The organism is Bradyrhizobium sp. sBnM-33 (assembly GCF_032917945.1).
Classification (GTDB): domain Bacteria; phylum Pseudomonadota; class Alphaproteobacteria; order Rhizobiales; family Xanthobacteraceae; genus Bradyrhizobium.
Genome location: NZ_CP136624.1, coordinates 9,017,391 through 9,041,850 on the forward strand (window position 1 = coordinate 9,017,391; position 24,460 = coordinate 9,041,850).

The following is a 24,460-nucleotide window of genomic DNA, read 5'->3' on the forward strand; positions in this document are numbered from 1 at the left end:
GCACGGCGCTAGCCTCGCCCGATGGACGCCGAGGCATCACCACCACGCTCCATTTCCAGCCATCTGCGCGGCGCGTTGCGCGGCTGCCGCGACGCATTCGCGCATCTGCCGCGGCTCGCGCTCGACATCGCGTTGCCGACGCAGTGCGTTTCCTGCCGCGAACCGGTTCATGGCGAGGGCGTTTGCGCGGCATGCTGGGCGAAACTGTCGTTCATCGCTCCGCCGTTCTGTCCGCGACTCGGCATCCCCTTTGTGTATGACCCCGGTCCCGAATTGCTGTCGATGGAGGCGATCGCCAACCCGCCGGCCTACCAGCGCGCCCGCGCCGCGGTGCGCTATGACGACGTCGCCCGCACGCTGGTTCATGCGCTAAAATACCAGGATCGCACCGATCTGGCGCCGGCGATGGGCCGCTGGATGACCCGCGCAGGCAAGGAATTGCTCGATGAGGCCGACGTGCTGGTCCCGGTTCCCCTGCACTGGCGGCGCGGTTGGAGCCGCCGCTACAACCAGTCCGGCGCACTGGCGCGCGTGATTTCGCGCCAAACCGGCGTCAAACTGGCCTCCGAGGCGCTTCGCCGCATTCGCGCGACCGAGCAGCAGATCGGGCTGTCCCGGCCACAGCGCGCCAGCAATGTGCAGGGCGCCTTCAAGGTCGCCGCCGACCGCGTGGCCGACATCCAGGGCCGCCGCGTCATCCTGATCGACGACGTGCTGACGTCCGGCGCGACGACCGATGTTTGCGCCCGGGCGCTACTGCGCGCCAAGGCCGCGCAGGTCGACGTGCTGGTATTCGCGCGGGTTGTGGACAGCCATCGGGCTCCCATATAGTTCAATGACTTGCCAAAAAACGACTTGCCAAATCAGAGCGCGCCATGACCGCCGTTGAAATCTATACCCGCCCGGGCTGCGGCTACTGTACCGCCGCCAAATCGCTGCTGACGCGCAAGAACGCCGCGTTCACGGAACGGAACGTGGCCGCCGACCCGGCCTATCGCGACCAGATGTACGACCGCGCCGGCTACGGCTCGACCTTCCCTCAGATCTTCATCGGCACAACCCACGTCGGCGGCTGTGACGAGCTCTATGCACTGGACCGCGCAGGCAAGCTCGACGCTTTGCTGGCAGGAGAAAAGGCCCCCTCATGAGCGCTGGTTCCACCTTCAACGCGGCCATGGTGCAGATGCGCACCGGGCTGCTGCCCGAACCGAGCCTCGAACAGGGCATCAACCTGATCCGCGAGGCCGCAGCGCAAGGCGCCGACTACGTGCTCACGCCCGAGGTGAGCAACATGATGCAACTGAACCGCAAGGCGCTGTTCGAGCATCTCGCATCGGAAGAAGACGACCTCTCGCTGAAGGCCTATCGCGCGTTGGCCGCGGAGCTGAAGATTTATCTTCACATTGGCTCACTGGCGCTGCGCTTCTCGCCCGAGCGCGCCGTCAACCGCTCGTTCCTGATCGGGCCCGACGGCAATTTGCTCGCCAGCTACGACAAGATCCACATGTTCGATATCGACCTGCCCGGCGGCGAGAGCTATCGCGAATCCGCCAACTACCAGCCGGGCGAAACTGCCGTTATCTCGGACCTGCCGTGGGGCCGCATCGGGCTGACGATCTGCTACGACGTGCGGTTTCCGGCACTCTATCGCGCGCTGGCCGAGGCCGGCGCGTCATTCCTCACCGTCCCCTCGGCCTTCACCAGGAAAACCGGCGAGGCGCATTGGCACGTGCTGTTGCGCGCCCGCGCCATCGAGACCGGCTGCTTCGTGTTCGCCGCGGCGCAGGCCGGCATGCATGAGAACAAGCGCGAGACCTACGGGCATTCGCTGATCATCGGCCCCTGGGGCGAGATCCTCGCCGAGGGTGGCGTCGAGCCCGGCGTGTTCCTCGCCAAGATCGACACATCCAGGGTCGAAACGGCTCGGAGAGCCGTGCCGTCGCTGCAGCATGGCAGGCGCTTCGGCATTGCCGATCCCAAGGCCGGCCCCGAGCATCTGCACATCGTCCGGGGCTCGGCATGATCCGCTATAACCTTCGCTGCGAGAAGGGCCATGCTTTCGAAAGCTGGTTTCAAAGCTCCGCGGCTTACGAGACCCAGGAAAAGCGCAGGCTGGTGAGCTGCCCGAATTGCGGCTCGGTCAAGGTCGAGCGCGCCATCATGGCTCCACAGATCGTCAGCAAGAAGGGCCGCGAGCAAGCCGCGCCCGCGCCGGGCGCGCCTGCGGAAGTAACCGGATCGGAATCGACGCCGCTGTTGATGGCGCAGGAGCGCGAGTTGCGCGCCAAGCTGAAAGAATTGCGCGATCACATCGTCAAGAACGCCGACAATGTCGGCGAGCGCTTCCCCAACGAAGCGCGCAAGATGCATTACGGCGATATCGAGCATCGCCCGATCTATGGCGAGGCCTCGCCCGACGAGGCCCGTGCGCTGATCGAGGAAGGCGTCGAGGTGTCGCCGCTGCCAGTGCTGCCGGAAGACCGGAATTGATGTTCACCGTCATTCCGTAGGGTGGGCAAAGCGACTTGTCCGCAGTAGCTCAAACGAGCGAAGGCGGAAGCCTGCCCACCAACACTGTGGCCGTCGAGAGATGGTGGGCACGGCGCAATGCGCCTTTGCCCACCCTACGATTACCGCATCAAGCTGCCACCAGCAGCGCCACACCAATCACGATCAGGACAATACCGGACAATTCACGCGCCGATAACGGCTGCTTGAACGAGTAATACGACACGGCCTGCGCAAACAACACCTCGACCAGCGCCAGCGTGCGCACGTTGGCGGCGGCCGTCAGCGCAAATGCCAGAAACCAGAATTGGGAGGCGAACGCGCCCATGAAGCCCGCGAGCATCGAGGGCCGCCACAGCCCGAAAATCTTCATCAGCACATCAGGCGCGCGGGCCAGCAGATAAACCGTCAGCACCAGCGTCTGCACGAACAGTCCGAACACCAGCGTGTAGGAGGCCGCGGTGACGAAGGAGACGCCGGGCACCGTGATGATCGCGCCGCGAAATCCAACCGCCGACAGCGCAAAGCAGCCCGCTGCAACCAGGCCGATGATGGTCGGCTTCAACTCCGCAAAGCCCTTCTCGCCGCCGGGCCGCAGCGCGGTGATGACCACTCCGACGGTTGCGATCATGATCGCGACCACTTTCAGCAGCGTCAGACGATCGCTGAGGAAGATGAAGCCGAAGATCGCGGTCTGGATCGCCTCCGTTTTTAAATATGCAGTCGTCACGACGAAAGAGCGATCGTTCATCGCGAGCAGCATCAGGCCGGTGGCGACGATCTGGCTGAGCGCGCCCAGCAGCAACCACGGCCAGAATACAGCCGTCGGCCACGGCACGGGATCGCCTGTTACAGCGATCACGATCGCGAAAAAGACCAGTGAGAACGGAAAGCCGAACAGGAAGCGGATATTGGTCGCGCCCCAGGTCCCGAGCGGCCCCGTCAACGACCGCTGCATCGCATTGCGCGCGACCTGGCCCAGCGCGGCGATGATAGTGAAGGGAATCCAGAGCATGGCGACGGACAGCATGGGGAATACCGGCGGAAAGGAGCCACACCGTGCCGGGCACCATGGATGCGGTCAACCGGAGCGGCGTCATAGCGGGAATGCGCGCGACAAAAACTCGCCGTCGTCCGCGCGAACGCAGAGACGGCACCAGTTATCCGGCTAGCGCCGGCACCAACTCAGATCCCCTCCGCCACCACCATGTAGTTCACATCCATGTCGGACGAGATGCTCCATCTGTCGGCGAGCGGGTTGTAGACCACGCCGGCCTGCTCGGTGATGGTGAGGCGGTTGTTGGCGAGGTGCTGGGCGAGTTCGTCCGGCGTGACGAACTTGTCCCATTGATGGGTGCCGCGCGGGAGCCAGCGCAGCACATATTCCGCGCCGACGATCGCGAGCGCAAAACTCTTCCAGTTGCGGTTCAGCGTCGAGACCACCATCATCCCGCCCGGCTTGACCATCGCCGCGCAGCGGGCGAGGAACGCCCCGACATCGGTAACATGCTCGATCACTTCCATCGCCAGCACGACGTCGAAGCGCTCGCGGTGGTCCATCTGCTCGACGGTGGTGCAGCGATAGTCGATCGACAGATGCCCCTTGTCGGCGTGCAGCTTGGCAGCGGCAATGTTGGTCGCGGACGGATCGATCCCGATCACCTGCGCGCCCAGCCGCGTCAACGGCTCACACAACAGGCCAGCGCCGCAACCGATATCGAGGATGCGCAGGCCCGAGAGGCAACTCAAGCTCCTGGCGTTACGCTCAAACTTGCGGCAGGCGGCGTCGCGGATATAGGCGAGCCGCAGCGGGTTGATCTTGTGCAGCGGGGCCATCTTGCCTTTGGGGTCCCACCACTCATCCGACAATTTCGAAAATTTCGCGACCTCGGCCGGGTCGACGGTAGAGCCCTTGCCCGACAAACCGGCGGAGGAGTTCTGCTGCATGGCCATGGTTCAGGTGCCGGACGGTCGGGTGGTGATGGCGGTGCGAAACGCCAGCGGGCGCGAAATGGTGGAAATGGTTTGCGTGCCCTCGCCGACGCCCTGAATGGTGACGTCGCCGTAGTTCATGATGCGGCCAAGAATGCTCTGGTTGACGTCGACGCTCTCGACCTTGTCGAGGCTCATCTCGAAGGTTCGCCGCTTGATGAAGCCCGTCTTGTGGACGACTCGCATATTGGTGACGTCGGTCTCGGTGGTCCAGCGATGGAACCAAGCTGTCGCGGTCCAATACAATGCCGCAAGTCCGGCGACGGCAGCCAGCGCCAGGCAAAGCAACATCAGCGCGTCGGCGGTGACCATCCGCGACAGCACCAGAAACACGATCGCCACAGTCCACGCCGCGATGGCCGGGAGATAGAACATCCAGTGCGCGTTGGTCGAATACAGCACCCTCTCGCCGGGCTGCAGGATATCATCGATATAACGCCCCATACGCTCGTCCTGAATTAACCCGTCACCACAGCAATTTGCGCCATTTTTGGGTCGAAAACGGAACCGGAGGTGCTTGCCCCGGACCGCGTCGCTATGTATACGCCGCTTTCGGCCCGGGCGCTCCAGTTTCCGTGCGGGTCACCTAACTTATCCTCACAGGGAATGCACGCGACGTCATGGGCCGCCTCGTGATGAAATTCGGCGGTACGTCCGTCGCCAACATCGATCGAATCCGCAATGTCGCGCGTCACGTCAAGCGTGAAGTCGATGCCGGGCATGACGTCGCCGTCGTGGTATCGGCCATGGCCGGCAAGACCAACGAGCTGGTCGACTGGTGCCGCGACGCTTCGCCGCTGCATGATGCGCGCGAATATGACGCCGTGGTGGCATCCGGCGAACAGGTGACCGCGGGCCTGCTCGCGATCGTGCTGCAGGGCATGGGCATCCAGGCCCGCTCGTGGCAAGGGTGGCAGATCCCGATCAAAACCTCGGACGCCCACGCCTCGGCGCGGATTCTCGAGATCGACGGCAGCGAGATCGCCGCTCGTTTCAAGGATCGTCAGGAAGTCGCCGTCATTGCCGGTTTTCAGGGCATCAACCCGCAGACCCACCGGATCACCACGCTCGGGCGCGGCGGTTCGGACACCTCGGCGGTGGCGATTGCAGCCGCCATCCGGGCCGACCGCTGCGACATCTATACCGACGTCGATGGCGTCTACACCACCGATCCGCGGGTGGTTCCCAAGGCGCGGCGGCTCGACAAGATCGCCTTTGAGGACATGCTGGAACTGGCCTCGCTGGGCGCCAAGGTTCTGCAGGTGCGCTCGGTGGAACTCGGCATGGTGCACAACATGCCCGTGTTCGTTCGTTCCAGCTTCGACAAGCCTGAGGATATCGACCCGCACGGCACACCGCCGGGCACGCTGATCTGCAGCGAGGAGGAAATCATGGAAAGCCACGTCGTCACCGGCATCGCCTTTTCCAAGGACGAAGCCCAGATTTCGCTCCGCCAGATCGAGGATAAGCCGGGCGTTGCCGCCGCGATCTTCGGCCCGCTGGCCGAGGCCAACATCAATGTCGACATGATCGTGCAGAACGTCTCCGAGGACGGCAAGACCACCGATCTCACCTTCACCGTTCCGGCCTCCGACTATCACCGCGCCCGCGACACCATCACCTCGTCGAAGGGCAAGATCGGTTATGCCCGGCTCGACAGCGCCACCGACGTGTCGAAGGTATCGGTGATCGGCAGCGGCATGCGCAGCCATGCCGGCGTCGCGGCGAAGGCGTTCAAGGCATTGTCCGAGCGCAACATCAACATCCGCGCCATCACCACCTCGGAGATCAAGTTTTCAGTGCTGATCGACGCCGCCTATACCGAACTCGCGGTACGCACGCTGCACACGCTCTACGGGCTCGACCAGACTTAGAACGATTTTCTCTCAAATTTGGCGCATGGTCTGATCGCCAAACCGGCCTAGTTTGGCGGATCATGCGCTTCGCTGGCGCAGCATCGGTCCTGACACACACGTTATTGCTTCTGGCAGGCGTTTTGCTTGGCAAAGCAAGCCTCGATTGGCTATACGGCCTGTGAGGTGGTTGCTGCAAACTGCGCCACGGTTTGGCGATCCCGATTCGGCCGGGATCCGGCGCCCTGCGGCAGCGCCGAATGAATAAAATTGTTGCTTGTCGTGCGTTTCACGCCAGCTGCCGGCCACCCGGCGGGCTGGCCTTGCGGGGGAGGATACCAGCACATGCGGAGCACGTCGGGAGGTCCCCGCGTCTTGCTGAGACGGCTCCGCGAAACCATGGCGGAGAAGGTCTCGGCGCAGGAACGCCTGGACAAGATCGTGGTGTTGATCGCGGCCAACATGGTGGCCGAGGTCTGCTCCTGTTATGTGCTGCGTATCGATAACACGCTCGAACTCTATGCCACCGAGGGTTTGAACCGCGACGCGGTGCACCGCACCGTGCTGAACGCGCATGAGGGTCTCGTCGGCCTCGTCGCCAGCGAGGCCAGCCCGCTCAACCTCTCGGACGCGCAGAGCCATCCGGCGTTCTCGTTCCGGCCGGAAACCGGCGAAGAAATCTACCATTCGTTCCTTGGCGTGCCGATCTTGCGCGCCGGCAACACGCTCGGCGTGCTGGTGGTGCAGAACCGCGCCAAGCGCACCTATGTCGAGGAAGAGGTCGAGGCGCTGCAGACCACCGCCATGGTGCTGGCGGAAATGATCGCCTCAGGCGAACTGGCGGCGCTGGCGCAGCCCGGCGCGGAACCGGCGGCACGGCATTCGCTGCACAAGACCGGCGCGATCCTCTCCGACGGCATCGCGCTCGGCCATGTCGTGCTGCACGAGCCGCGCGTCGTCATCACCAACTACATCGCCGAAGACCTGCCGAAGGAAATCAAGAAACTGGATGCAGCGCTGACCAAGCTGCGCGCCGATCTCGACCGCATGCTGGAGCGCGGCGACGTCGCCGATGGCGGCGAGCACCGCGAGGTGCTGGAAGCCTACCGGATGTTCGCCAACGACCACGGCTGGTCGCACAAGCTGCATGAGGCGGTCGCTACCGGCCTCACCGCGGAAGCCGCCGTCGAGCGCGTGCAGTCCGACACCCGCGCGCGGATGTTGCGCTCGACCGATCCTTATCTGCGCGACCGCCTGCACGATCTGGAAGACCTCGGCCATCGCCTGATGCGGCAACTGGTCGGCCAGGATCACGCCCCCTCGCGCGAGCAGCTTCCCGAAAACGCGATCCTGATCGCGCGCGCGATGGGACCGGCGGCGCTACTCGACTACGACCGCAAGCGGCTGCGCGGCCTGGTGCTGGAGGAAGGCACCGCGAATTCGCACGTCTCGATCGTGGCGCGCGCGCTCGGAATCCCTGCGGTCGGCGAGATCCCGAACGCGCCCGGCATTGCCGATCCCGGCGATCCCATCATCGTCGACGGCACCTCGGGCTCGATCTATGTCCGCCCCTCCGCCGAGATCGAATCGGCCTATGCCGAGCGGGTGCGGTTCCGCGCACGGCGGCAGGCGCAGTATGCCGCGCTGCGCGACAAACCCTGTATTACCAAGGACGGCCAGCCGGTCGAACTGATGATCAATGCGGGCCTCGTCATCGACCTGCCGCATATCGACGACACCGGCAGCGCCGGCATCGGGCTGTTCCGTACCGAGCTACAGTTCATGGTCGGCCAGAGCCTGCCGCGCGCTTCCGACCAACTCGCGCTCTATCGCACCGTGCTGGACGCCGCTGCTTCCAAGCCGGTCACGTTCCGCACCCTCGACATTGGCGGCGACAAGGCGCTGCCCTATATGGAGACCGTCATCGAGGAAAATCCCGCGCTCGGCTGGCGCGCGATCCGGCTCGGGCTCGACCGGCCGGGACTGTTGCGCGGTCAGATTCGCGCGCTGCTGCGGGCCGGCGGCGGCCGCGCGCTGAAGATCATGTTTCCGATGATTTCGGATGTCGCCGAATTCGACCAGGCCAAGGCCATCGTCGAGCGCGAACTGACATACCTGCGCCAGCACGGTCACGCGCTGCCGGAACGTATCGACGTCGGCACCATGGTGGAAGTGCCGGCGCTGCTCTATCAACTCGACGAACTCTTGAAGAAGGTCGATTTCGTTTCGGTTGGATCGAACGACCTGTTCCAGTTCATGTTTGCGGTCGACCGCGGCAACCCAAAAGTTTCCGAACGGTTCGACACCATGTCGGCGCCGATCCTGCGCGCGCTGCGCGATATCGTCCGGAAGGCGCAAGCCGCGAAGAAGATGGCCTCGCTATGCGGCGAGATGGCCTCAAAACCGCTCGGCGCGCTGGCATTGATTGCGCTCGGCTACCGCTCGCTCTCGCTGTCGGCCACCGCGCACGGCCCGGTCAAGGCGATGATCCTCGACCTCGACGCCAAGAAGGCGGAAGCTGTCCTGATGCCGCTGCTCGACGCGCCGGCCGGCAGCGTCTCGATCCGGCAGAAGCTGACGGAATTCGCGGAAGCCGAGGGGCTGTCGTTGTAGCGAGGCTCTGCCCCGACAACGCCACCTTTCCGTATCCCCTGCCTGAGAAATGCGCCATGCTACCCGAAGCCAAACTCGATATCCTGCTCGCCCACCACGCCTCGCTCGAGGCCGAGCTGCTGGGCCAGGTGAATTCAGAGAAATACGTCCAGATCACGCGCGAGCTCGCCGAGCTCCATCCGCTGATCGATGCGGTCAAGGCGTATCGGACGGCACGGGCCGAGATTGCGGGCGCCGAATCGCTCTTGGCGGATGCTGGCACCGACCCCGAAATCCGCGGCATGGCCGAAGCCGAGCTCGAAACGCTGCAGGCGCGCGTCGCTGACCTCGAGCAGAAGATTCGCGTGGCGCTGTTGCCCAAGGACGCCATGGACGACCGCAACGTGATGCTGGAAATCCGCGCCGGCACGGGCGGCGACGAGGCCTCGCTGTTCGCCGGCGATCTGTTCCGCATGTATGAGCGGTTTGCCGCCTTGCAGGGCTGGAAGGTCGAGGTGATCTCGGCCTCGGAAGGTACCGTGGGCGGCTACAAGGAAATCATCGCCGAGGTGCAGGGCCGCGGCGCGTTCGCCAAGCTGAAATTCGAATCCGGCGTGCACCGCGTGCAGCGCGTGCCCGATACGGAAACACAGGGGCGGATTCACACGTCGGCTGCAACGGTGGCGGTGCTGCCCGAGGTCGAGGATGTCGATGTCGACATCAAGAATGAAGATCTGCGGATCGAAACCATGCGCGCGCAAGGCGCCGGCGGCCAGCACGTCAACAAGACTGAATCGGCGATCCGTATCACGCACATTCCGACCGGCATCGTGGTGATGATGCAGGACAGCCGCTCGCAGCACAAAAACCGCGCTTCCGCGATGAACATCCTGCGCTCGCGCATCTACGACGCCGAACGCCAGCGCGCCAATGCCGCGCGCTCCGCTGACCGCAAGGAGAAGGTCGGCTCCGGCGACCGAAGCGAGCGCATCCGCACCTATAATTTCCCGCAGGGCCGCGTCACCGATCACCGCATCAACCTGACGCTCTACAAATTGCCGCAGGTGATTTCGGGCGAAGCGCTGGGCGAACTGATCGACGCGCTGACGACCGAGCATCAGGCCGCCCAGCTTGCCGCACAGGGCGCAGCGGCGTGAGAGCGCCGACCGTCGAGGCCGCCCGGCGCGCGCTCGCAGCGAGACTCAAAGCCGCCGCCATTGAATCCGCCGACCTCGACGCGCGGATCCTGACAGGCCATGCACTTGGCCTCGACCTGACCGGCTTGATATCGGCTGCACAGCGCGAGCTCACCTCGGACGAATCGGCTTGCTTCGAGGAATTCGCCCGCCGTCGCCTCGCCCGAGAACCGGTCGCCCGCATCATCGGCGAGAAAGAGTTTTGGGGTCTGCCCTTGCAACTCTCCCCCTCAACCCTGGTGCCGCGGCCCGATACCGAGACGGTGGTCGAATTGGCGCTGGAATTGCTACGCGCCGGCGGCGATCTCGCTCGTCCGATGCGTATCGCCGATCTCGGCACCGGTTCCGGCGCAATTCTTCTCGCACTGTTATCCGAATTGCCGGCGGCCGAGGGATTCGGAACCGACATCTCCGAAGCGGCGCTGCAGACCGCGACGGCCAATGCCACCGCCGCTGGCCTGTTGGAGCGCGCGACGTTCATCACCTGCGATTACGCGCGCGGACTATCCGGTTCGTTCGATCTGATCGTCTCGAATCCGCCCTATATCCGGTCGGCGGATATCGGCCGTCTGGCGGTGGAGGTGAGAAATCATGACCCGCTTGCCGCGCTCGATGGTGGCGCCGACGGGCTGGACGCCTACCGCGCGTTGATTCCCCAAGCGGCCGGCCTCCTCGCCCCGGGTGCAGCCTTGGTCGTGGAGGCCGGAGAGGGCCAGAGCGGCCCAATCCAGGCCCTGATGACGAGCGCAGGGTTAACGCCTGCAAGGGCCCCCAAGACTGATCTGGCGGGCATTCCGAGGGCGGTCGCGGGCCACAAAATGGCCCGATAAAGTCCTTTTGGAACGCAAAAAAAACCCCTTGGAATATTCCCCCGGAGCGACTACGTTCCGTTCACAACATCGGTCCAGGGTTGCTGGCCCCGTAAGATCCATACGGGTGAGGCCAGAGTTTCTCGAAACGAGAGCCCGCCGGGTGAAAGGTTCCAAACGCAGGTCGAATCGAGCGCAATAGCTAGAGCTGTGCTGCTCTCGACCGTAAAGCGAACGAAAGCCTGATATTGCGCTTGAAGACTTACGCAACAGCCAGTCACGCGAAGCCGTCATGCAAGACGGTTAGGCTGGTTTTGGCAGGCTGAATGATTTGATCCGGCGGGCGAATGTACGCCGCCGATTGGGGAACGCGTCTTTGTTGAACGCGAGGGTTGGCGAAATCGACGACATGAATTTAACGGCATCGTGATTCGGTGCGCCTGAGTGCGCGCCGGATCGGATCAGGCTACGACGGCAACTGCAAAACTTCAGGGCTGGAATAAAGGCGAGACATGAGAAACGGTCAAAACAACAAGCGGATGCGTAACCGGAATCAAGGCAGTAACCGGAACGATGGCCGGCGTGGTCAGAACCCGATGACCCGGGTGTTCGAATCCAACGGGCCTGACATCAAGATCCGCGGCACCGCTTCGCACGTTGCGGAAAAATACGTTCAGCTAGCGCGCGATGCGCGCTCTTCCGGCGACCCGGTCGCGGCCGAGAACTACTACCAGCACGCCGAGCACTATTTCCGCCTGATCGCTGCTGCGCAGGAGCAGTTCCGGCAGAACCAGCCGCAGCCGCGCATCGACGCCGAACAGCAGCCGACGGAAGACGGCGACGACGAGGGCGAGAGCTTCTCCCATTTCGGCCAGGAGCCGGGCTTCGTTCCTCAGCAGCCACAGCCGTACATCCGCGACAACAATCCGCGCGAACAGCGCGGCGACAACCAGTCCTACCAGCGCGACCAACAGCCGCGCGAGCACCGTCCGCAGCCGCAATATCAGCCGCAAACTCAGCCGCAGCCGGTGATTGCCGATACCGGCGGCGTCGATCGCCTGCCCTCCTTCATCACCGGCCCGCAGCCGCAGGTGAACGGTACGCCCGGCGGATATGAAGAGGGCCGCGGCGAGCGTTTCCCGCGCCGGCGCCGCCGGCCGCACGGCCCGCGCCCCGACAGCATGGCCGCGCCCGCCGCGCCAAGCGAAGATTTCAATCCGGGGAATGAGTAGGTAGCAGTTTGTAGGGTGGGCAAAGCCAACGGGTCGCGCGAATGCGCGCCCGATGACAGGCTCCACGTGCCCACCAATTCTCTTGCAAAGACCACGGATAAGATGGTGGGCACGGCGCAAACGCACCTTTGCCCACCCTACGATTTCAGCTTGTCCCGCGTTGCCGTCGATGACGGCACCAGCACCGGCTCCAGCGACGGAATCAGCCGCGTACGTTCGCGGCCGGCGGGGATCGCGCGATAGACCTGTTTGGTCGCTTCCACGATATGGACGCCGGCGAACGGCAGCGACAGCGCGGCGCCGACACGCTCCCACGCCATCGCCGAGCGCAGAAACCAGCTATTGCCGACCGGCGGAAGGAACAGCGCCTCGCCCCACGCCGCCGGCGTGAACCAGGTCTGCCGCAGCAATTGCGTGATCTGCGCGCGCGAATAGGGCCGGCCATGACCGAACGGCGTATTGTCGGTGCGCGTCCACACGCCCCGACGGTTCGGAATCACCGCGATCAAGCGGCCGGATGGAGCCAGTATCCGCCATACTTCGCGCAGCAAGCGTTCCGGATCGTCGGACATTTCCAGCGCGTGAACCAGCAGAATGCGGTCGACTGCAGCGTCCGGTAACGGCATCGAGAATTCGTCGATCAGGGAAGCCAGCGCAGGCCGCCCCGTCGGCCACTTCAAGACGCCCTGTGCTGCCGGCATGAAGGCGATACAGCGCTCCGAATCCTCACGAAATAGACCGAGATAAGGTGTCGGATAGCCGAGGCCCAGTACCCGCTGCCCCGCCGCATCGGGCCAGCGCGCCCGAATGCCGCGGTTGATCAACTGCCGCGCCACGATGCCGAGGCGCTGTGAATAGAAATCCCGGAGATCGATGACGTCGATGGTCATGGGCGCAATCTACCACACCGTGTTTCACTGCGGCGCGCCGAAAATGGCATTGCCGCGCAAGCTTTAACGCCATATTTCTTTCCGAATAGCGGGGCTGAAAGCCTTAACCCACGGAGCTGTCATGGCCGCGGAAATTCGTACCTTCACCTGCCTCAACGACAATTTCGGCTATTTGATCCATGATCCCGCGACCAAGGCCACCGCATCGATCGACGCGCCGGAGGCGGCCCCGATCATCAAGGCGCTGGAGCGCGAAGGCTGGACGCTGACGGATATTCTCGTCACGCATCACCATCACGACCATGTCGGCGGCATTGCCGAGTTGAAGCAGAAATATAATTGCCGCGTCGTTGCACCGCACGACAAGTCCACCAAGATTGCCAATGTCGACCTGCGCGCGGCCCACGGCGACGTAGTCAAGGTGGGAAGCCTGCTGGCGCGGGTGCTGGAAACGCCGGGGCACACGCTCGATCATATCTCCTACGTGTTCGATACGGAAAAGGCGGTGTTTGCCGCCGATACGCTGTTCTCGATCGGCTGCGGCCGGGTGTTCGAGGGCAATTATCCAATGATGTGGGATTCGCTGTTGAAGCTCCGCGCGCTGCCGGACGATTTCAAGCTCTATTGCGGCCATGAATATACTGCCGCCAACGTTAAATTCGCGCTCACCGTCGACGGCGACAATCCGGCGCTGAAGGCGCGCGCCGAGGAAGTCACGCGGCTGCGCGCCGAGAACAAGCCGACGATCCCGGTGCTGCTGGGCGAGGAGAAAAAAGCCAATGTGTTCCTGCGCGCCGACGAGCCGTCGGTGGCGGCCAAGCTGCATATGAAGGGCGCCGACGCCGCCGAGGTGTTCGGCGAACTGCGCGAACGCAAAAACAAGTCCTGATGGCGTTGCCAAAACAAGCCGCCGAGATCATCGCGCGGCTCGACCTCAAGCCGCATCCCGAAGGCGGGCATTATCGCGAGACGTTTCGCGATGAAAGCGTGGACACCGCCGGGCGCTCGCGATCGACCGCGATCTATTTCTTGCTGGCGCGCGGCGAACGCTCGCATTGGCATCGCATCGATGCAGTCGAGATTTGGCATTATTACGCGGGCGCGGCGCTGATGCTGCAGATCGCCGATGACGACGGCCGGCGCAGCGTCAAACTTGGGCCCGATCTCGCTGGCGGCGATGTTCCGCAAGCCATTGTGCCTCCGCACGCCTGGCAATCCGCTGAAAGCACCGGCGACTGGACGCTGGTCGGATGCACCGTCGCCCCCGGATTCGACTTTGCGAAGTTTGAGCTGGCAAAACCGGACTGGTTCCCCGCACGGTGAGGTACCGGGATCGCGCGCGAACAGCCACGCTGCCTCCCCGAACAAGCAACCGCAGGAACGCTGGCCGGGCGACGAGGTTGGTAGCGAAAGCCGCTCGCGGGCAAGCCGCGGCCCGATCCGGTATCTCGGCATGCCAGGGAACGGGCGCCCACGCTGCGCGCCGTCCCTCTTGCATGACGGAAGCCGCTCCGATGATTATTCGATTCCTGGCGATTATTCTCACCGGGCTTGCTGTCATCGCTCCGGCTGCGCATTTGTTCGAACTGCGCCACAAGATGCAGATGTCGGAGCAGGACTACTTCGTGGTCCAGCGCACCTATGTCGGCTGGTGGGTGGTCGGCCTGTTCTTGCCGGCGTCGTTGATTGCCAATCTGGCTCTCGCGGTTGAAGTCAGAGGTGACCAATTGGCATTTTGGCTTGCCCTGACCGCAATCGCTCTCATCGTTGTCAATCTGGCAATTTTCCTGATCTGGACCAACCCGGTCAACGTCGCCACCAACAATTGGACTGTGAAACCCAAGGATTGGCAAACCTCGCGCCGGCACTGGGAATATTCCCACGCCGTTAATGCGGGCGTGACCTTGCTGGCGTTTTGTGCCGCGACACTTGCTTCCTTGCGTGTGCAAGCGTGACAGGCTGGGCACCGAGATCCTACTTCTTCCACACCATGTCCTTCGCCGCGATCAGGCCGCCGCCGGCGATCAGGATCGCGGCAATGGCGATCGTGGCGGTCGGCTGCGCGAAACCGGCGAGGATCAGAAACAAGGTCGATAGGAGCGGCGTCGCGTAGGACGCCGCTCCGAGCACGCGGATATCGCCACGCTTCATACCGATATCCCAGACGAAGAACGCAGCACCGACAGGGCCGACGCCAAGCGCCACGATGGCAAGCCACTGCCCGATCGTTTCCGGCCACACCGTAATCTCCACCATGCCATGGACGAGCGCAGCCAGCAGCGCGGTGGCGAGGCAAAAGCCGGCCACCGCATCGGTCGGCACCGCCTTGAGCTTCCGCGACATCACCGAATAGGCGGCCCACACAAAGGCGGCGACGAAGGCCGCAGCCAGTCCTGGGATCTGGCCTGGCGCAAAGCTGCTGGTATTGCCGGCAAACAGCAGCACGGTGCCAGCAAGCCCGAGCAACGCACCGATGATGTGATGTGGCGCCAGCCGCTCGCCCGGCAGCAGTGACGAGAACAGCACGATCAGGAGCGGCCAGAGATAGTTCAGCAAGCCGGCTTCGGCCGGCGGCGCAAAGCGCAACGCGAGGAAGTACAGCGCGTGATAGCCGAACAATCCGCCGACGCCGACGACCCAGGCGACCGGTGGCTGCTTCAAGGCGCCAAAGGCGGCGGGCCTGAACAGGAAACTTGCGAAAGCGACCAGGGCGCCGATCGCAAACGTCATGGCGGCGAGTTGGAATGCGGGGACTTTTCCAGTCGCAACCGTCAGCACGGACAGCAGCGACCACATCAGGATCGCGGTCAGTCCGATCAGTGTGGCGGAACGGGGAGTCATGGGTCTCGTCATTGCGAGCGAAGCAAAGCAATCCATCTTTCTCGCCTGTATAGCCAAGATGGATTGCTTCCGCCTTCGCGTTAAAACGCTTCGGCGGACTCCTAACCCTGCGAAGCTTGCGCGGCAAGCGGAGAAGGGCCGTCGCTATCGCTCACTTGCGCAAACGCTTCGCGTTTGTCGCAGGCAATGGCAAGAAAACATCACACCATGTATTGGCCGCCGTTGATCGTCATGGTCGAGCCGGTGATGCCGCTGGCCTCGTCGGCAGCCAGGAACACCACCGCGCGGGCAATCTCTTCGGGCTCGCCGAGACGGTTGATCGGGATCAGTGGCAGAATGCTCTTCTCAAGCACGTCCTTCGGCACCGCCTGCACCATCTCGGTGTTGATGTAGCCGGGGCAGATCGCATTCACAGTGACGCCGCCCTTGGCATTCTCCAACGCCAGCGCCTTGGTGAAGCCGATGTCGCCGGCCTTAGCGGCGGAATAGTTGACCTGGCCGAACTGTCCCTTCTGGCCGTTGATCGAGGAGATGTTGATGATGCGGCCGAATTTGCGGGCGCGCATGCCCTCGATCACCGGGCGCGTCATGTTGAACAGCGAGCCGAGATTGGTGTTGATCACCGCGTTCCACTGATCGAGCGTCATCTTGTGGAAGGCGCCGTCTTTGGTGATGCCGGCATTGTTGACCAGCACGTCGATCGGTCCGAGATCGGCCTCGACCTTCTTGACACCTTCGGCGCAAGCATCGAAGGAGCTGACGTCCCATTTGTAGACGGGAATGCCGGTCTCGGATTTGAACTTCTCGGCGGCAGCATCATTGCCGGCGTAACTCGCCGCGACCTTGTAGCCCGCAGCTTTCAGCGCCTTGCTGATCGCAGCGCCAATTCCCCTCGTGCCCCCCGTAACCAATGCAACACGTGCCATGTCGTAGTCCTCCTTGGTGGTCTTCTTTCTATGCCGGAATTGTCCCGGTCTTTTGACGAAGCTGAGCCTTTGGCTTGAAGCGTTGTTGAAAACGCTTGCGGAGACGAAAATGCCCGGCGCGAGACCGGGCATTTCATCTTTACCAATTCGAGCCGCGGTTGCGAGATGATCTTTTCATCATTCAACCGATCACTCTGCCTTTAGTTCAGTCGCGTGCAACGCACATCGCGATTCCCATGCCGCCGCCGATGCACAGCGTGGCGAGGCCCTTCTTGGCGTCGCGCTTCTGCATCTCGTGCAAGAGCGTCACCAGCACGCGCGCGCCCGACGCACCGATCGGATGGCCGATTGCGATCGCGCCGCCGTTGACGTTGACCTTGCTGGTATCCCAGCCGAGGTCCTTGTTGACCGCACAGGCCTGCGCCGCGAACGCCTCGTTGGCCTCGATCAGATCGAGGTCGCCGACGTTCCAGCCGGCCTTCTTCAGCGCAGTGCGCGACGCGGGGATCGGGCCGGTGCCCATGATCTTGGGATCGACGCCGGCCTGGCCCCAGGAGACGATGCGGGCGATCGGCTTCTTGCCCTGCCTGGCTGCTTCCTTGGCGGTCATCAGCACCACGGCGGCTGCGCCGTCGTTGATGCCCGACGCGCTGCCGGCGGTCACGGTGCCGTCCTTCTCGAAAGCGGGCTTCAGCTTGGCCATCGCCTCCAGCGTCGCGCCGTGACGGGGATATTCGTCGGTGTCGACCACCACATCGCCCTTGCGGGTCTTGATGGTGACGGCGGTGATCTCGTCCTTGAACTTGCCGGCCTTCTGCGCGGCTTCGGCCTTCTGCTGCGAGTTGACGGCGAACTCATCCTGCTGGGCGCGGGTGATCTGCCACTGCTTGGCGACGTTCTCGGCGGTATTGCCCATGTGATAGCCGTTGAAAGCGTCCCACAGACCGTCCTTGATCATGGTGTCGACCAGCTCCAGCCCGCCCATCTTCACGCCGCCACGCAGATATTGCGCATGCGGGGCCATGCTCATCGATTCCTGGCCGCCTGCCACGACGATCGAGGAATCGCCGTTCAGCAGTGCCTGATAGCCGAGCGCGACCGATCGCAAGCCCGAGCCGCAGAGCTGGTTGACGCCCCAGGCCGGGCTCTCCACCGGAATACCGGCATTGATCGAGGCCTGACGGGCCGGGTTCTGGCCCTGCGCCGCGGTCAGGATCTGGCCCATGATGACTTCGGAGACCTGGCCCGGCTCGACACCCGCCCGCTCCAGCGCGGCCTTGATTGCGATGGCGCCGAGGTCATGGGCCGGGGTGGTGGCGAACGCGCCGTTGAAGCTGCCGACCGGAGTGCGGGCGGCGCTGACGATGACGACATCGTCTGACATGGACATCTCCTTATGGGGTTTCTTGGGCTTGAGGTTGTTTGACGGCGGGCGGCCGGGGTGGCGTGCCTGTCTCTCGCCTTATGTTGTTAACCTCGCTGACCCATGTCAATTGGCCGGCGCCCAAAATCCTGCCGCGGCGCATTCAAATTGATCCCCATGGGGGTTTCCGTAGCAGCGTCTATGCCTTGGAATTAACCGTGCCGCACAAAACGGTAGCCGAACCGCATTGAAAATGCTTACTTTGCTGCGTTTGCGTTGCTTGTCTGCCCGCCGGCGAGGCCGCCGGGTTCCCTGCTCTCGGTGTCGATGTGTGAGCTTATGGCAAAGTCAGAACAACCTACGACGATCAAGAAGTACGCCAATCGGCGGCTCTATAATACCGGCACCAGCACCTATGTGACGCTCGAGGATCTCGCTGCGATGGTGAAGGAAGGCGAGGATTTTCTCGTCTACGACGCCAAGACCGGCGATGACATTACCCGCCAGGTGCTGGCGCAGATCATCTTCGAACAGGAAAACAAGGCGGGACAAAATCTGTTGCCCACTACTTTCCTGCGGCAGTTGATCCGCTTCTACGGCGACAGCATGCAGTTGGTGGTGCCGAAATATCTGGAGCAGTCGATCGATACGCTGACGCGCGAGCAGGAAAAATTCCGCAAGCAGCTCACCAACACCTTCAGCGGCACACCGTTCGCGCCGCTTGAGGAGCATGTCCGCCGCAACATGGAATTGTTTCAGCAGACGTTCTCGATGTTCAAGCCGTTCGTGCCGCCGCGCGCCGGATCGACCTCGCCCGAGCCTGAGAAGGTGCCGGAGCCGTCGACCGACGGAGACAACATCGACGATCTTCGCCGCCAGATGAAGGACATGCAGGAACGCCTCGAGCGCATGTCGAAAGAGCCGAAGAAGGAAGAGTGAGACTTCAAGTCTCGTAGCCCGGATGCAGCCAACAGGTCGCGCGAATGCACGCCCGATGACAGGCTCCGCGAAATCCGACACTCTCGCGCAAATTGCCTGAGCTTCCCCGGATTGCGCTTCGCTCCATCCGGGCTACGGCTGAGCTAACCCGCCGCCGGCAGTGCCGCATCTCCCGCCACGCTCCACGGCCGCTGCGGCGATGCCAGCCCGATCAGGCGGCCCTGGATGTAATCGCAGCCCCATTCGCGCAGCATCACGGCGGCTTCCTCGTCCTGCACCCATTCCGCCACCGTCTTGATCTGGAGGCGGTTGGCGAGATCGATCAGCGTATGCACGAAGGCGCGATCGTCGGCGGAGCGCGCGATGTTCTGCACGAAGGCACCATCGATCTTTACGATGTCGACGCCAAGCTTGCGCAAGTTGCGGAACGAGGTGTAGCCGGCGCCAAAATCGTCGATCGCGATCTGGCTGCCGAAATTCTTCAGTCGTGTGATAAAGCCCTTGATATCGTCGATGTCCTGGATCGCAACCGTTTCGGTGATCTCGACGATCAGCCGCTCGCCGGCACCGGGATGTGCCTGCATCAGCGATTCGATTCCGGTCCACCAATCCGGGTCCATAGTGGTGTCGGGCGAGATGTTGAGGCTGAGCCGCACGTTCGGCGACGCCGCAAGTTCGGCGACCGCGAGTTCGAGCACGCGATGATCGACCAGCCGGATCAGACCCAATCGCTCGGCGACCGGAACGATATCGGGCGCCAGCAGCGCCTGCCCGTCCGCCTGCTCCATCCGCACCAGGCATTCGTAGAATGCCGGCTGCCGCGAGCGCGCTTCGACTACGGGCTCGAAGGCGGTGACGATCCGCCGCTCGTTCAATGCAGTGACGATCTCGTCGGTGACGCGGATGTTGACGCGGCGCTGGGCGTCGCGCTCGACGTTCGGCTTCCACAGCGAGAACGATCCGGCGCGGCGGCGCTTGGCGTCATCAAGCGTCTCCTGGGCGCGGTTGACGGCCTCATCGGCATTGCGGGCGTAACGGGGGATGCTGATCGCACCGATCGAGGCAGTCACCGAGACGGGACCAGATTTAGTCGGGATTATCTCGTCGCGGATCCCTGCCAGGAAGCGCTCAGCCGCGATATTGGCGTCGTCGACGGTGCAGTTCCTCAAGATCAACCCGAACTTGTTGCCGGAGAACCGCCCGAGCACGTCGCCGCCGCGCAGCTTGGCGCGGATGCGCTTTCCGATTTCGGCAATCACAGCGTCCGCGACGTCGAAGCCGAACGCGTCGTTGACCCGCGCCAAATGATCGATGCCAATCAGCATGAAGGCGCAGGTCGACCGGAGACGCATGGCTTCCTCGATCGCTTCCGCCAGTGAGGCGATGAGATGCGTGCGATTGAGTTCACCGGTCAACGGATCGTGCATCGAGAGCTTCAGCAATTGCTCGTCGCGGGCACGGCGCTCATTGTTGATGCGGACAATGCCTTGTGCGCGCACCGGCTTGCCGTCGGGTCCTGCAAACCAGCAACCGGTTTCCTCGATCCAAAGTACCGGTGCGGAGCTTGAGGCTCGCACGCCATATTCGATCCGATAGGCGACACCTTCGTCGCCCCGCGGCGGTGGCGATTGAATGAGGGCATCCGTCCGGATCGAACGGGAGGGCTCGATCAGCCTGGCGAACCCGGCGCCACTCGCCAGTGCTTCCGCTGGAATGTCGGTGAAAACCGCGCCGGCGTTGTCGCTCCAGGCGATGGTGTCCGCTATCAGGTCCCAAACGAAAGCCGCCTGGCCTAGCGAGGCGAGAATGCTGGAGGCTTCCGGGACAGGGGGCATCAGATCGCCTCGATTCGGGACACCACCGGGTGATTCCCAATTGCCTTGAGGATAGTGGCTGTTTCTAACGAGAGGCTAGGCAAAGTTGATAAATAAACCGGAAACCATGTTTCACGGACTTTCCGAATCAGCCGGGAACGAAGCGGAAGGGAGCGGCATAGGCCTTGCGAAGTCAGATCGCAGTGGGGCGTAACGTCCCAAAACGTGACAGTTTTAGCCGGTTGCGGTGTGCGATGCTGGATATCGATCGATCAGACGAAATTTTGGACGGCGAGTTCGTCAACCTCGACGAGCCGGTCTGCGTCGAGCTGGTGCCGGTCACCCAGTCCGTGCACTGGTCACAGCGAGCGGCGATGCCGCGGCCCGATCCGACCTTCCTCGCACAGTTGATCGCGGCCGCCGATCAGATACCGCAAACCCGAGGCCTGAGGCGAGCCTCGTTGGCGGATGCGCAGACGGCCTATGGTGCCAGCCTGATCCGGTGCCGCAATACCGGCTTCCGGACACAGCAAACCATCTAGATCAGCGCTGGGGCGTGTCAGGCTTATCCGGCGATCGCGGAGAGCCCGAGCCCGGCTGCAGTCCCGGCGACGGAATCTCGGGCGAAGCGGCTTCTGGTGCAGGTCCTTCCGGCGACGGCGCTGCGGGCGAGGCCGCCTCAGGCGCGAGGGCGGGCTGCACCGGTTTCGGCTCGGGGCGATCCTTCAACACGGATTCGGCAACAGAGGCTGCCGCCGGTGTCGCTGTCGTAGCAGTCGCAGGTGCTGTGGGTGCTGGCTCGATTCGGGGTTCGGCTGCGGGCACCTCGGCTTTTTCGGCGGCTTTTGGCGGTGGCGCAGGCGCCACCGCAGCAACGGCACGGCGTCGTGTCCGCAATGCGAGGCCGGAGACGAAATCCACCAGCGACAGCGCCGTCATCAGGAAATAGGTCGAGGTGCCAAACTTCGGCCACAGCATAAATTCAGCTGCCGCCGCGCCGAACACGATCAGCGACAGCAGATGGTCGGTGAGATATTTTGCGCCGGGCCGCGCGCCTTTGATGACCTCGGCGAGCAGCAGCAGGATGCTAAGCGTGAGCAGCACGTCGCTGAGCGTCACCGTCCATTCCGCACCCGACATCAAGGTCAGCTTCACCAGCGGATCGGTGAACGATACCTCCGGCATCAGGAAGACGATGATGTTGTAGATCGCGAGCGGAATCAGAAGCAGCGGAAAACCGACCATGGGTATCGCGCCTTGCTGGGAAGACCGGAAATGTTCCCGGGCAAAGCATCGCTTCGCCATGGAACCGTTGGCCCACTCGTTGGCCAAATTCGGGCAGACGCCGTTGGAGGCGGCGCCTTATCCCCTGTCCGGTCAGGATTCCTTCTTCTTCAGCACCTGCCGGCCCTTGTACATGCCGGTCTTCAGGTCGAGGTGGTGCGGACGGCGCAGCTCGCCCGAATCCTTGTCCTCAGCATAGGTCGGCTTCTTCAGCGCGTCCGCCGAGCGGCGCATGCCACGCCGCGAGGGCGATGTTTTTCTTCTGGGAACGGCCATAACGGTCCTCTAGGGGTGTTTTGTCGGAGGCATCCGTCCGAAACCAGACCGCCCAGCGCTTCGCGCACGGGCTGCGATGCCGATAAGGCCGCGCTTATAGAGGATGGGCTGGCGTAAAGCTAGGGCAGGCTGCGGTAAAAACGGCCGAAAATTGGCTCAGAAAGCGCGATTCTCGCTCCAGCAGCGCTGTAGCGCCGCGGCATTGGCCCGCGCCGTGTAGGTGGCGGCCAGACGGCGCACCCCGGGGCCGGGATTGCGGGCGCTGCGCCTGACAGGGTTGGGCAGGATCGCCGCCAGCAAAGCGGCCTCGCGCGGCGACAGGGTCGAGGCCGAACGGCCAAAGGCGTAAAGGGACCCGGCTTCCGCCCCGAACTGCCCGGACGGGCCGAATTCAGCGATGTTGAGATAAATTTCCAGGATCCGCTGCTTGGGCAGCACCAGATCGATCCACATCGCGAGCGGTAGTTCCAGCACCTTGCGGACCACGCTGCGGCCCGGCCACAGGAACAGGTTTTTCGCCACCTGCTGGGTAATTGTCGACCCGCCGCGGGTGGGCTCGCCGTCCTCGGCGTCGTCGATTGCGTCGTGCAGCGCGCCCCAATCGACCCCGTGATGGCTGCAGAATCTGGCGTCTTCGGAACCGACCACCGAGCGCGGCAGGTAAGGCGAAATCGCCTTGAAATCGATCCATTGCCGCGACACCGGCGCGCCCTTGAGCCAGCGCCAAGCCATCAGGGCCGAGACCGGATGCCCGGTGTGGTAGAACGGCGTCACCAGATAGGGCAGCAACAGCAGCGCCAGCAGGATCAGCACTAAAATTCGGACAATGCGCAAATTGGATGCTTCCGGTTCAGCCAGGCCGTCCGGGACCGCTGAACAGGCCCCACCCACGTGACATCTCGATGATATTTCGGGCGTTTTCCAGCGCTTTTGTGACCTGCGTCATGGAATTGACGAAGCCCCTGCCATCAACGATTGTCCGGGCCAAATTGATCTGGAGCTATTCTTAATGACGACCGCCACTGCCGATTTTGCCAAACGACTGGACCAGACTGCGGAGGATACCGAAGCGCTGCTGGCGAAGCTGTTATCCGATACGCTGCTGCCCGACGAGATCGCGCGGCCGAAGCGGCTGATGGACGCAATGCGCTATTCCAGCCTCGGCGGCGGAAAGCGGCTGCGGCCCTTTCTGGTGGTCGAAAGCTCGGCGGTGTTCGGGGTCCCGCGCGAGGCCGCCCTTCTGGTCGGCGCGGCGCTCGAATGCATCCACTGCTATTCACTGATCCATGACGATCTGCCGGCGATGGACAACAGCGATTTGCGTCGCGGCCGGCCTACGCTCCACAAGAAGACCGACGACGCCACTGCGATTCTTGCCGGCGACGGGCTGTTGACGCTGGCGTTCGACATCGTCACCCGCGACGAGATCCACAACGACGCCAATGTGCGCCTGCTGCTGACGCGGGCGCTGGCCCGCGCTTCCGGCATCGGCGGCATGGTCGGCGGCCAGATCCTCGACCTCGCCGGCGAGGGCCGCTTCGGCGATCGGGAACCCGTCGACGTGGCGCGGCTGCAGCAGATGAAGACCGGCGCGCTGCTCCGCTATGGCTGCATCGCCGGTGCGATCCTCGGCCAGTCCACGCCGAAGCAATACCAGGCGCTCGACGATTACGGCCGCGCGCTCGGCGAGGCGTTCCAGATCGCCGACGACCTGCTCGATGTCGAGGGCGACGCCGCAGCGCTCGGCAAGCAGACCGGCCAGGATGCGGCGCTCGGCAAGACCACCTTCGTCACCCAGCTCGGCATCGACGGCGCCAAGCAGCGCGTGCGCGATCTCCTGGCGCGCGCCGATTCCGCACTGTCGATCTTCGGCGCCAAGGGCGACGTGTTGCGCGCAGCCGCGCGCTTCGTCGCGGAGCGCAGGAACTAGCGCACATTAGAAGGC

The 24,460-nt window shown here is 63.5% G+C and carries 26 protein-coding genes; 15 read left to right on the forward strand and 11 right to left on the reverse strand.

What is annotated here, in order from left to right:
• Positions 1 to 21: 21 nt before the first annotated feature.
• Genes RX328_RS42455 through RX328_RS42470 form a run of 4 tightly spaced genes read left to right on the forward strand, consistent with a single transcriptional unit; the run spans position 22 to position 2,490 of the window.
• Positions 22 to 831: a ComF family protein gene (locus tag RX328_RS42455; protein WP_213253397.1), complete on the forward strand. Its 810-nt coding sequence runs from the start codon at positions 22 to 24 to the stop codon at positions 829 to 831.
• Between the two features lie 44 nt (positions 832 to 875).
• A complete protein-coding gene (grxC, locus tag RX328_RS42460; protein ID WP_213253398.1) occupies positions 876 to 1,148 on the forward strand; it encodes a glutaredoxin 3 in 273 nt (90 codons plus the stop codon).
• On the forward strand, positions 1,145 to 2,023 hold the full coding sequence (locus RX328_RS42465) for a carbon-nitrogen hydrolase family protein (protein ID WP_213253399.1): 879 nt from the start codon (positions 1,145 to 1,147) through the stop codon (positions 2,021 to 2,023). Before grxC ends, RX328_RS42465 begins: the two co-directional genes overlap by 4 nt.
• Entirely contained in the window at positions 2,020 to 2,490 is a 471-nt protein-coding gene (locus tag RX328_RS42470; RefSeq protein ID WP_213253400.1) for a DUF1178 family protein, read from the forward strand. Before RX328_RS42465 ends, RX328_RS42470 begins: the two co-directional genes overlap by 4 nt.
• 148 nt (positions 2,491 to 2,638) lie before the next feature.
• On the opposite strand, the gene RX328_RS42475 is transcribed toward RX328_RS42470, so the two are convergent.
• The 3 genes from RX328_RS42475 to RX328_RS42485 form a co-directional block, all read right to left on the reverse strand.
• A complete protein-coding gene (locus tag RX328_RS42475) occupies positions 2,639 to 3,538 on the reverse strand; it encodes a DMT family transporter (RefSeq protein WP_213253401.1) in 900 nt (299 codons plus the stop codon).
• 155 nt (positions 3,539 to 3,693) lie between these two features.
• On the reverse strand, positions 3,694 to 4,461 hold the full coding sequence (ubiG, locus tag RX328_RS42480) for a bifunctional 2-polyprenyl-6-hydroxyphenol methylase/3-demethylubiquinol 3-O-methyltransferase UbiG (RefSeq protein ID WP_213253402.1): 768 nt from the start codon (positions 4,459 to 4,461) through the stop codon (positions 3,694 to 3,696).
• A gap of 3 nt (positions 4,462 to 4,464) precedes the next feature.
• Positions 4,465 to 4,944 (reverse strand): PH domain-containing protein, encoded by a 480-nt coding sequence (locus RX328_RS42485; RefSeq protein WP_213253403.1) that lies wholly within the window; start codon positions 4,942 to 4,944, stop codon positions 4,465 to 4,467.
• Positions 4,945 to 5,120: 176 nt separating this feature from the next.
• Between RX328_RS42485 and RX328_RS42490 the strand changes: the two genes are divergently transcribed.
• The 5 genes from RX328_RS42490 to RX328_RS42510 all read left to right on the forward strand — a co-directional run bounded on the left by RX328_RS42490 (position 5,121) and on the right by RX328_RS42510 (position 12,182).
• Entirely contained in the window at positions 5,121 to 6,374 is a 1,254-nt protein-coding gene (locus RX328_RS42490) for an aspartate kinase (RefSeq protein WP_213253404.1), read from the forward strand.
• Positions 6,375 to 6,698: 324 nt separating this feature from the next.
• Positions 6,699 to 8,966 (forward strand): phosphoenolpyruvate--protein phosphotransferase, encoded by a 2,268-nt coding sequence (ptsP, locus tag RX328_RS42495; protein ID WP_213253405.1) that lies wholly within the window; start codon positions 6,699 to 6,701, stop codon positions 8,964 to 8,966.
• A gap of 56 nt (positions 8,967 to 9,022) precedes the next feature.
• Complete coding sequence (gene prfA, locus RX328_RS42500; protein WP_213253406.1) at positions 9,023 to 10,102, forward strand: peptide chain release factor 1; 1,080 nt, start codon at positions 9,023 to 9,025, stop codon at positions 10,100 to 10,102.
• Positions 10,099 to 10,971, forward strand: a complete 873-nt coding sequence (prmC, locus tag RX328_RS42505) for a peptide chain release factor N(5)-glutamine methyltransferase (RefSeq protein WP_213253407.1) — start codon at positions 10,099 to 10,101, stop codon at positions 10,969 to 10,971. The genes prfA and prmC overlap by 4 nt, the downstream gene beginning before the upstream one ends.
• A 491-nt stretch (positions 10,972 to 11,462) precedes the next feature.
• Positions 11,463 to 12,182 (forward strand): DUF4167 domain-containing protein, encoded by a 720-nt coding sequence (locus tag RX328_RS42510; protein WP_213253408.1) that lies wholly within the window; start codon positions 11,463 to 11,465, stop codon positions 12,180 to 12,182.
• Between the two features lie 137 nt (positions 12,183 to 12,319).
• Here RX328_RS42510 and RX328_RS42515 read toward each other — a convergent pair whose 3' ends face one another.
• Positions 12,320 to 13,072, reverse strand: a complete 753-nt coding sequence (locus tag RX328_RS42515; RefSeq protein WP_213253409.1) for a methyltransferase domain-containing protein — start codon at positions 13,070 to 13,072, stop codon at positions 12,320 to 12,322.
• A 121-nt stretch (positions 13,073 to 13,193) separates the two neighbouring features.
• On the opposite strand from RX328_RS42515, the gene gloB reads away from it, so the two are divergent.
• The 3 genes from gloB (at position 13,194) to RX328_RS42530 (ending at position 15,027) form a co-directional block, all read left to right on the forward strand.
• Complete coding sequence (gene gloB, locus RX328_RS42520; RefSeq protein ID WP_213253410.1) at positions 13,194 to 13,961, forward strand: hydroxyacylglutathione hydrolase; 768 nt, start codon at positions 13,194 to 13,196, stop codon at positions 13,959 to 13,961.
• On the forward strand, positions 13,961 to 14,395 hold the full coding sequence (locus tag RX328_RS42525; protein WP_213253411.1) for a cupin domain-containing protein: 435 nt from the start codon (positions 13,961 to 13,963) through the stop codon (positions 14,393 to 14,395). The genes gloB and RX328_RS42525 overlap by 1 nt, the downstream gene beginning before the upstream one ends.
• Before the next feature lie 173 nt (positions 14,396 to 14,568).
• Positions 14,569 to 15,027, forward strand: a complete 459-nt coding sequence (locus tag RX328_RS42530; RefSeq protein WP_249726726.1) for a hypothetical protein — start codon at positions 14,569 to 14,571, stop codon at positions 15,025 to 15,027.
• Positions 15,028 to 15,046: 19 nt separating this feature from the next.
• On the opposite strand, the gene RX328_RS42535 is transcribed toward RX328_RS42530, so the two are convergent.
• From RX328_RS42535 to RX328_RS42545, 3 genes are all read right to left on the reverse strand, one after another.
• Positions 15,047 to 15,913: a DMT family transporter gene (locus RX328_RS42535; protein ID WP_213253412.1), complete on the reverse strand. Its 867-nt coding sequence runs from the start codon at positions 15,911 to 15,913 to the stop codon at positions 15,047 to 15,049.
• A gap of 200 nt (positions 15,914 to 16,113) precedes the next feature.
• Positions 16,114 to 16,839, reverse strand: coding sequence for an acetoacetyl-CoA reductase (phbB, locus tag RX328_RS42540; protein WP_213253413.1), 726 nt, complete (start codon positions 16,837 to 16,839; stop codon positions 16,114 to 16,116).
• Positions 16,840 to 17,044: 205 nt separating this feature from the next.
• Entirely contained in the window at positions 17,045 to 18,223 is a 1,179-nt protein-coding gene (locus RX328_RS42545) for an acetyl-CoA C-acetyltransferase (RefSeq protein WP_213253414.1), read from the reverse strand.
• Between the two features lie 318 nt (positions 18,224 to 18,541).
• On the opposite strand from RX328_RS42545, the gene phaR reads away from it, so the two are divergent.
• Complete coding sequence (gene phaR / locus RX328_RS42550; protein WP_213253415.1) at positions 18,542 to 19,141, forward strand: polyhydroxyalkanoate synthesis repressor PhaR; 600 nt, start codon at positions 18,542 to 18,544, stop codon at positions 19,139 to 19,141.
• A 143-nt stretch (positions 19,142 to 19,284) separates the two neighbouring features.
• Here the strand turns inward: phaR and RX328_RS42555 are convergent, their stop codons facing one another.
• Positions 19,285 to 20,976, reverse strand: coding sequence for a putative bifunctional diguanylate cyclase/phosphodiesterase (locus RX328_RS42555; RefSeq protein WP_213253416.1), 1,692 nt, complete (start codon positions 20,974 to 20,976; stop codon positions 19,285 to 19,287).
• Positions 20,977 to 21,209: 233 nt separating this feature from the next.
• Between RX328_RS42555 and RX328_RS42560 the strand changes: the two genes are divergently transcribed.
• Positions 21,210 to 21,497, forward strand: a complete 288-nt coding sequence (locus RX328_RS42560) for a hypothetical protein (RefSeq protein ID WP_249726728.1) — start codon at positions 21,210 to 21,212, stop codon at positions 21,495 to 21,497.
• 1 nt (position 21,498) lies between these two features.
• Here the strand turns inward: RX328_RS42560 and RX328_RS42565 are convergent, their stop codons facing one another.
• From RX328_RS42565 to mtgA, 3 genes are all read right to left on the reverse strand, one after another.
• The gene (locus RX328_RS42565) at positions 21,499 to 22,200 is read right to left on the reverse strand and encodes a hypothetical protein (protein WP_213253417.1); all 702 of its coding nucleotides are present in this window, start codon (positions 22,198 to 22,200) and stop codon (positions 21,499 to 21,501) included.
• 132 nt (positions 22,201 to 22,332) lie between these two features.
• Complete coding sequence (rpmF, locus tag RX328_RS42570) at positions 22,333 to 22,515, reverse strand: 50S ribosomal protein L32 (protein ID WP_028347701.1); 183 nt, start codon at positions 22,513 to 22,515, stop codon at positions 22,333 to 22,335.
• A gap of 156 nt (positions 22,516 to 22,671) precedes the next feature.
• The gene (mtgA, locus tag RX328_RS42575; RefSeq protein ID WP_213253465.1) at positions 22,672 to 23,373 is read right to left on the reverse strand and encodes a monofunctional biosynthetic peptidoglycan transglycosylase; all 702 of its coding nucleotides are present in this window, start codon (positions 23,371 to 23,373) and stop codon (positions 22,672 to 22,674) included.
• 151 nt (positions 23,374 to 23,524) lie between these two features.
• Between mtgA and RX328_RS42580 the strand changes: the two genes are divergently transcribed.
• The gene (locus tag RX328_RS42580) at positions 23,525 to 24,445 is read left to right on the forward strand and encodes a polyprenyl synthetase family protein (RefSeq protein WP_213253418.1); all 921 of its coding nucleotides are present in this window, start codon (positions 23,525 to 23,527) and stop codon (positions 24,443 to 24,445) included.
• Positions 24,446 to 24,460 lie beyond the last annotated feature (15 nt).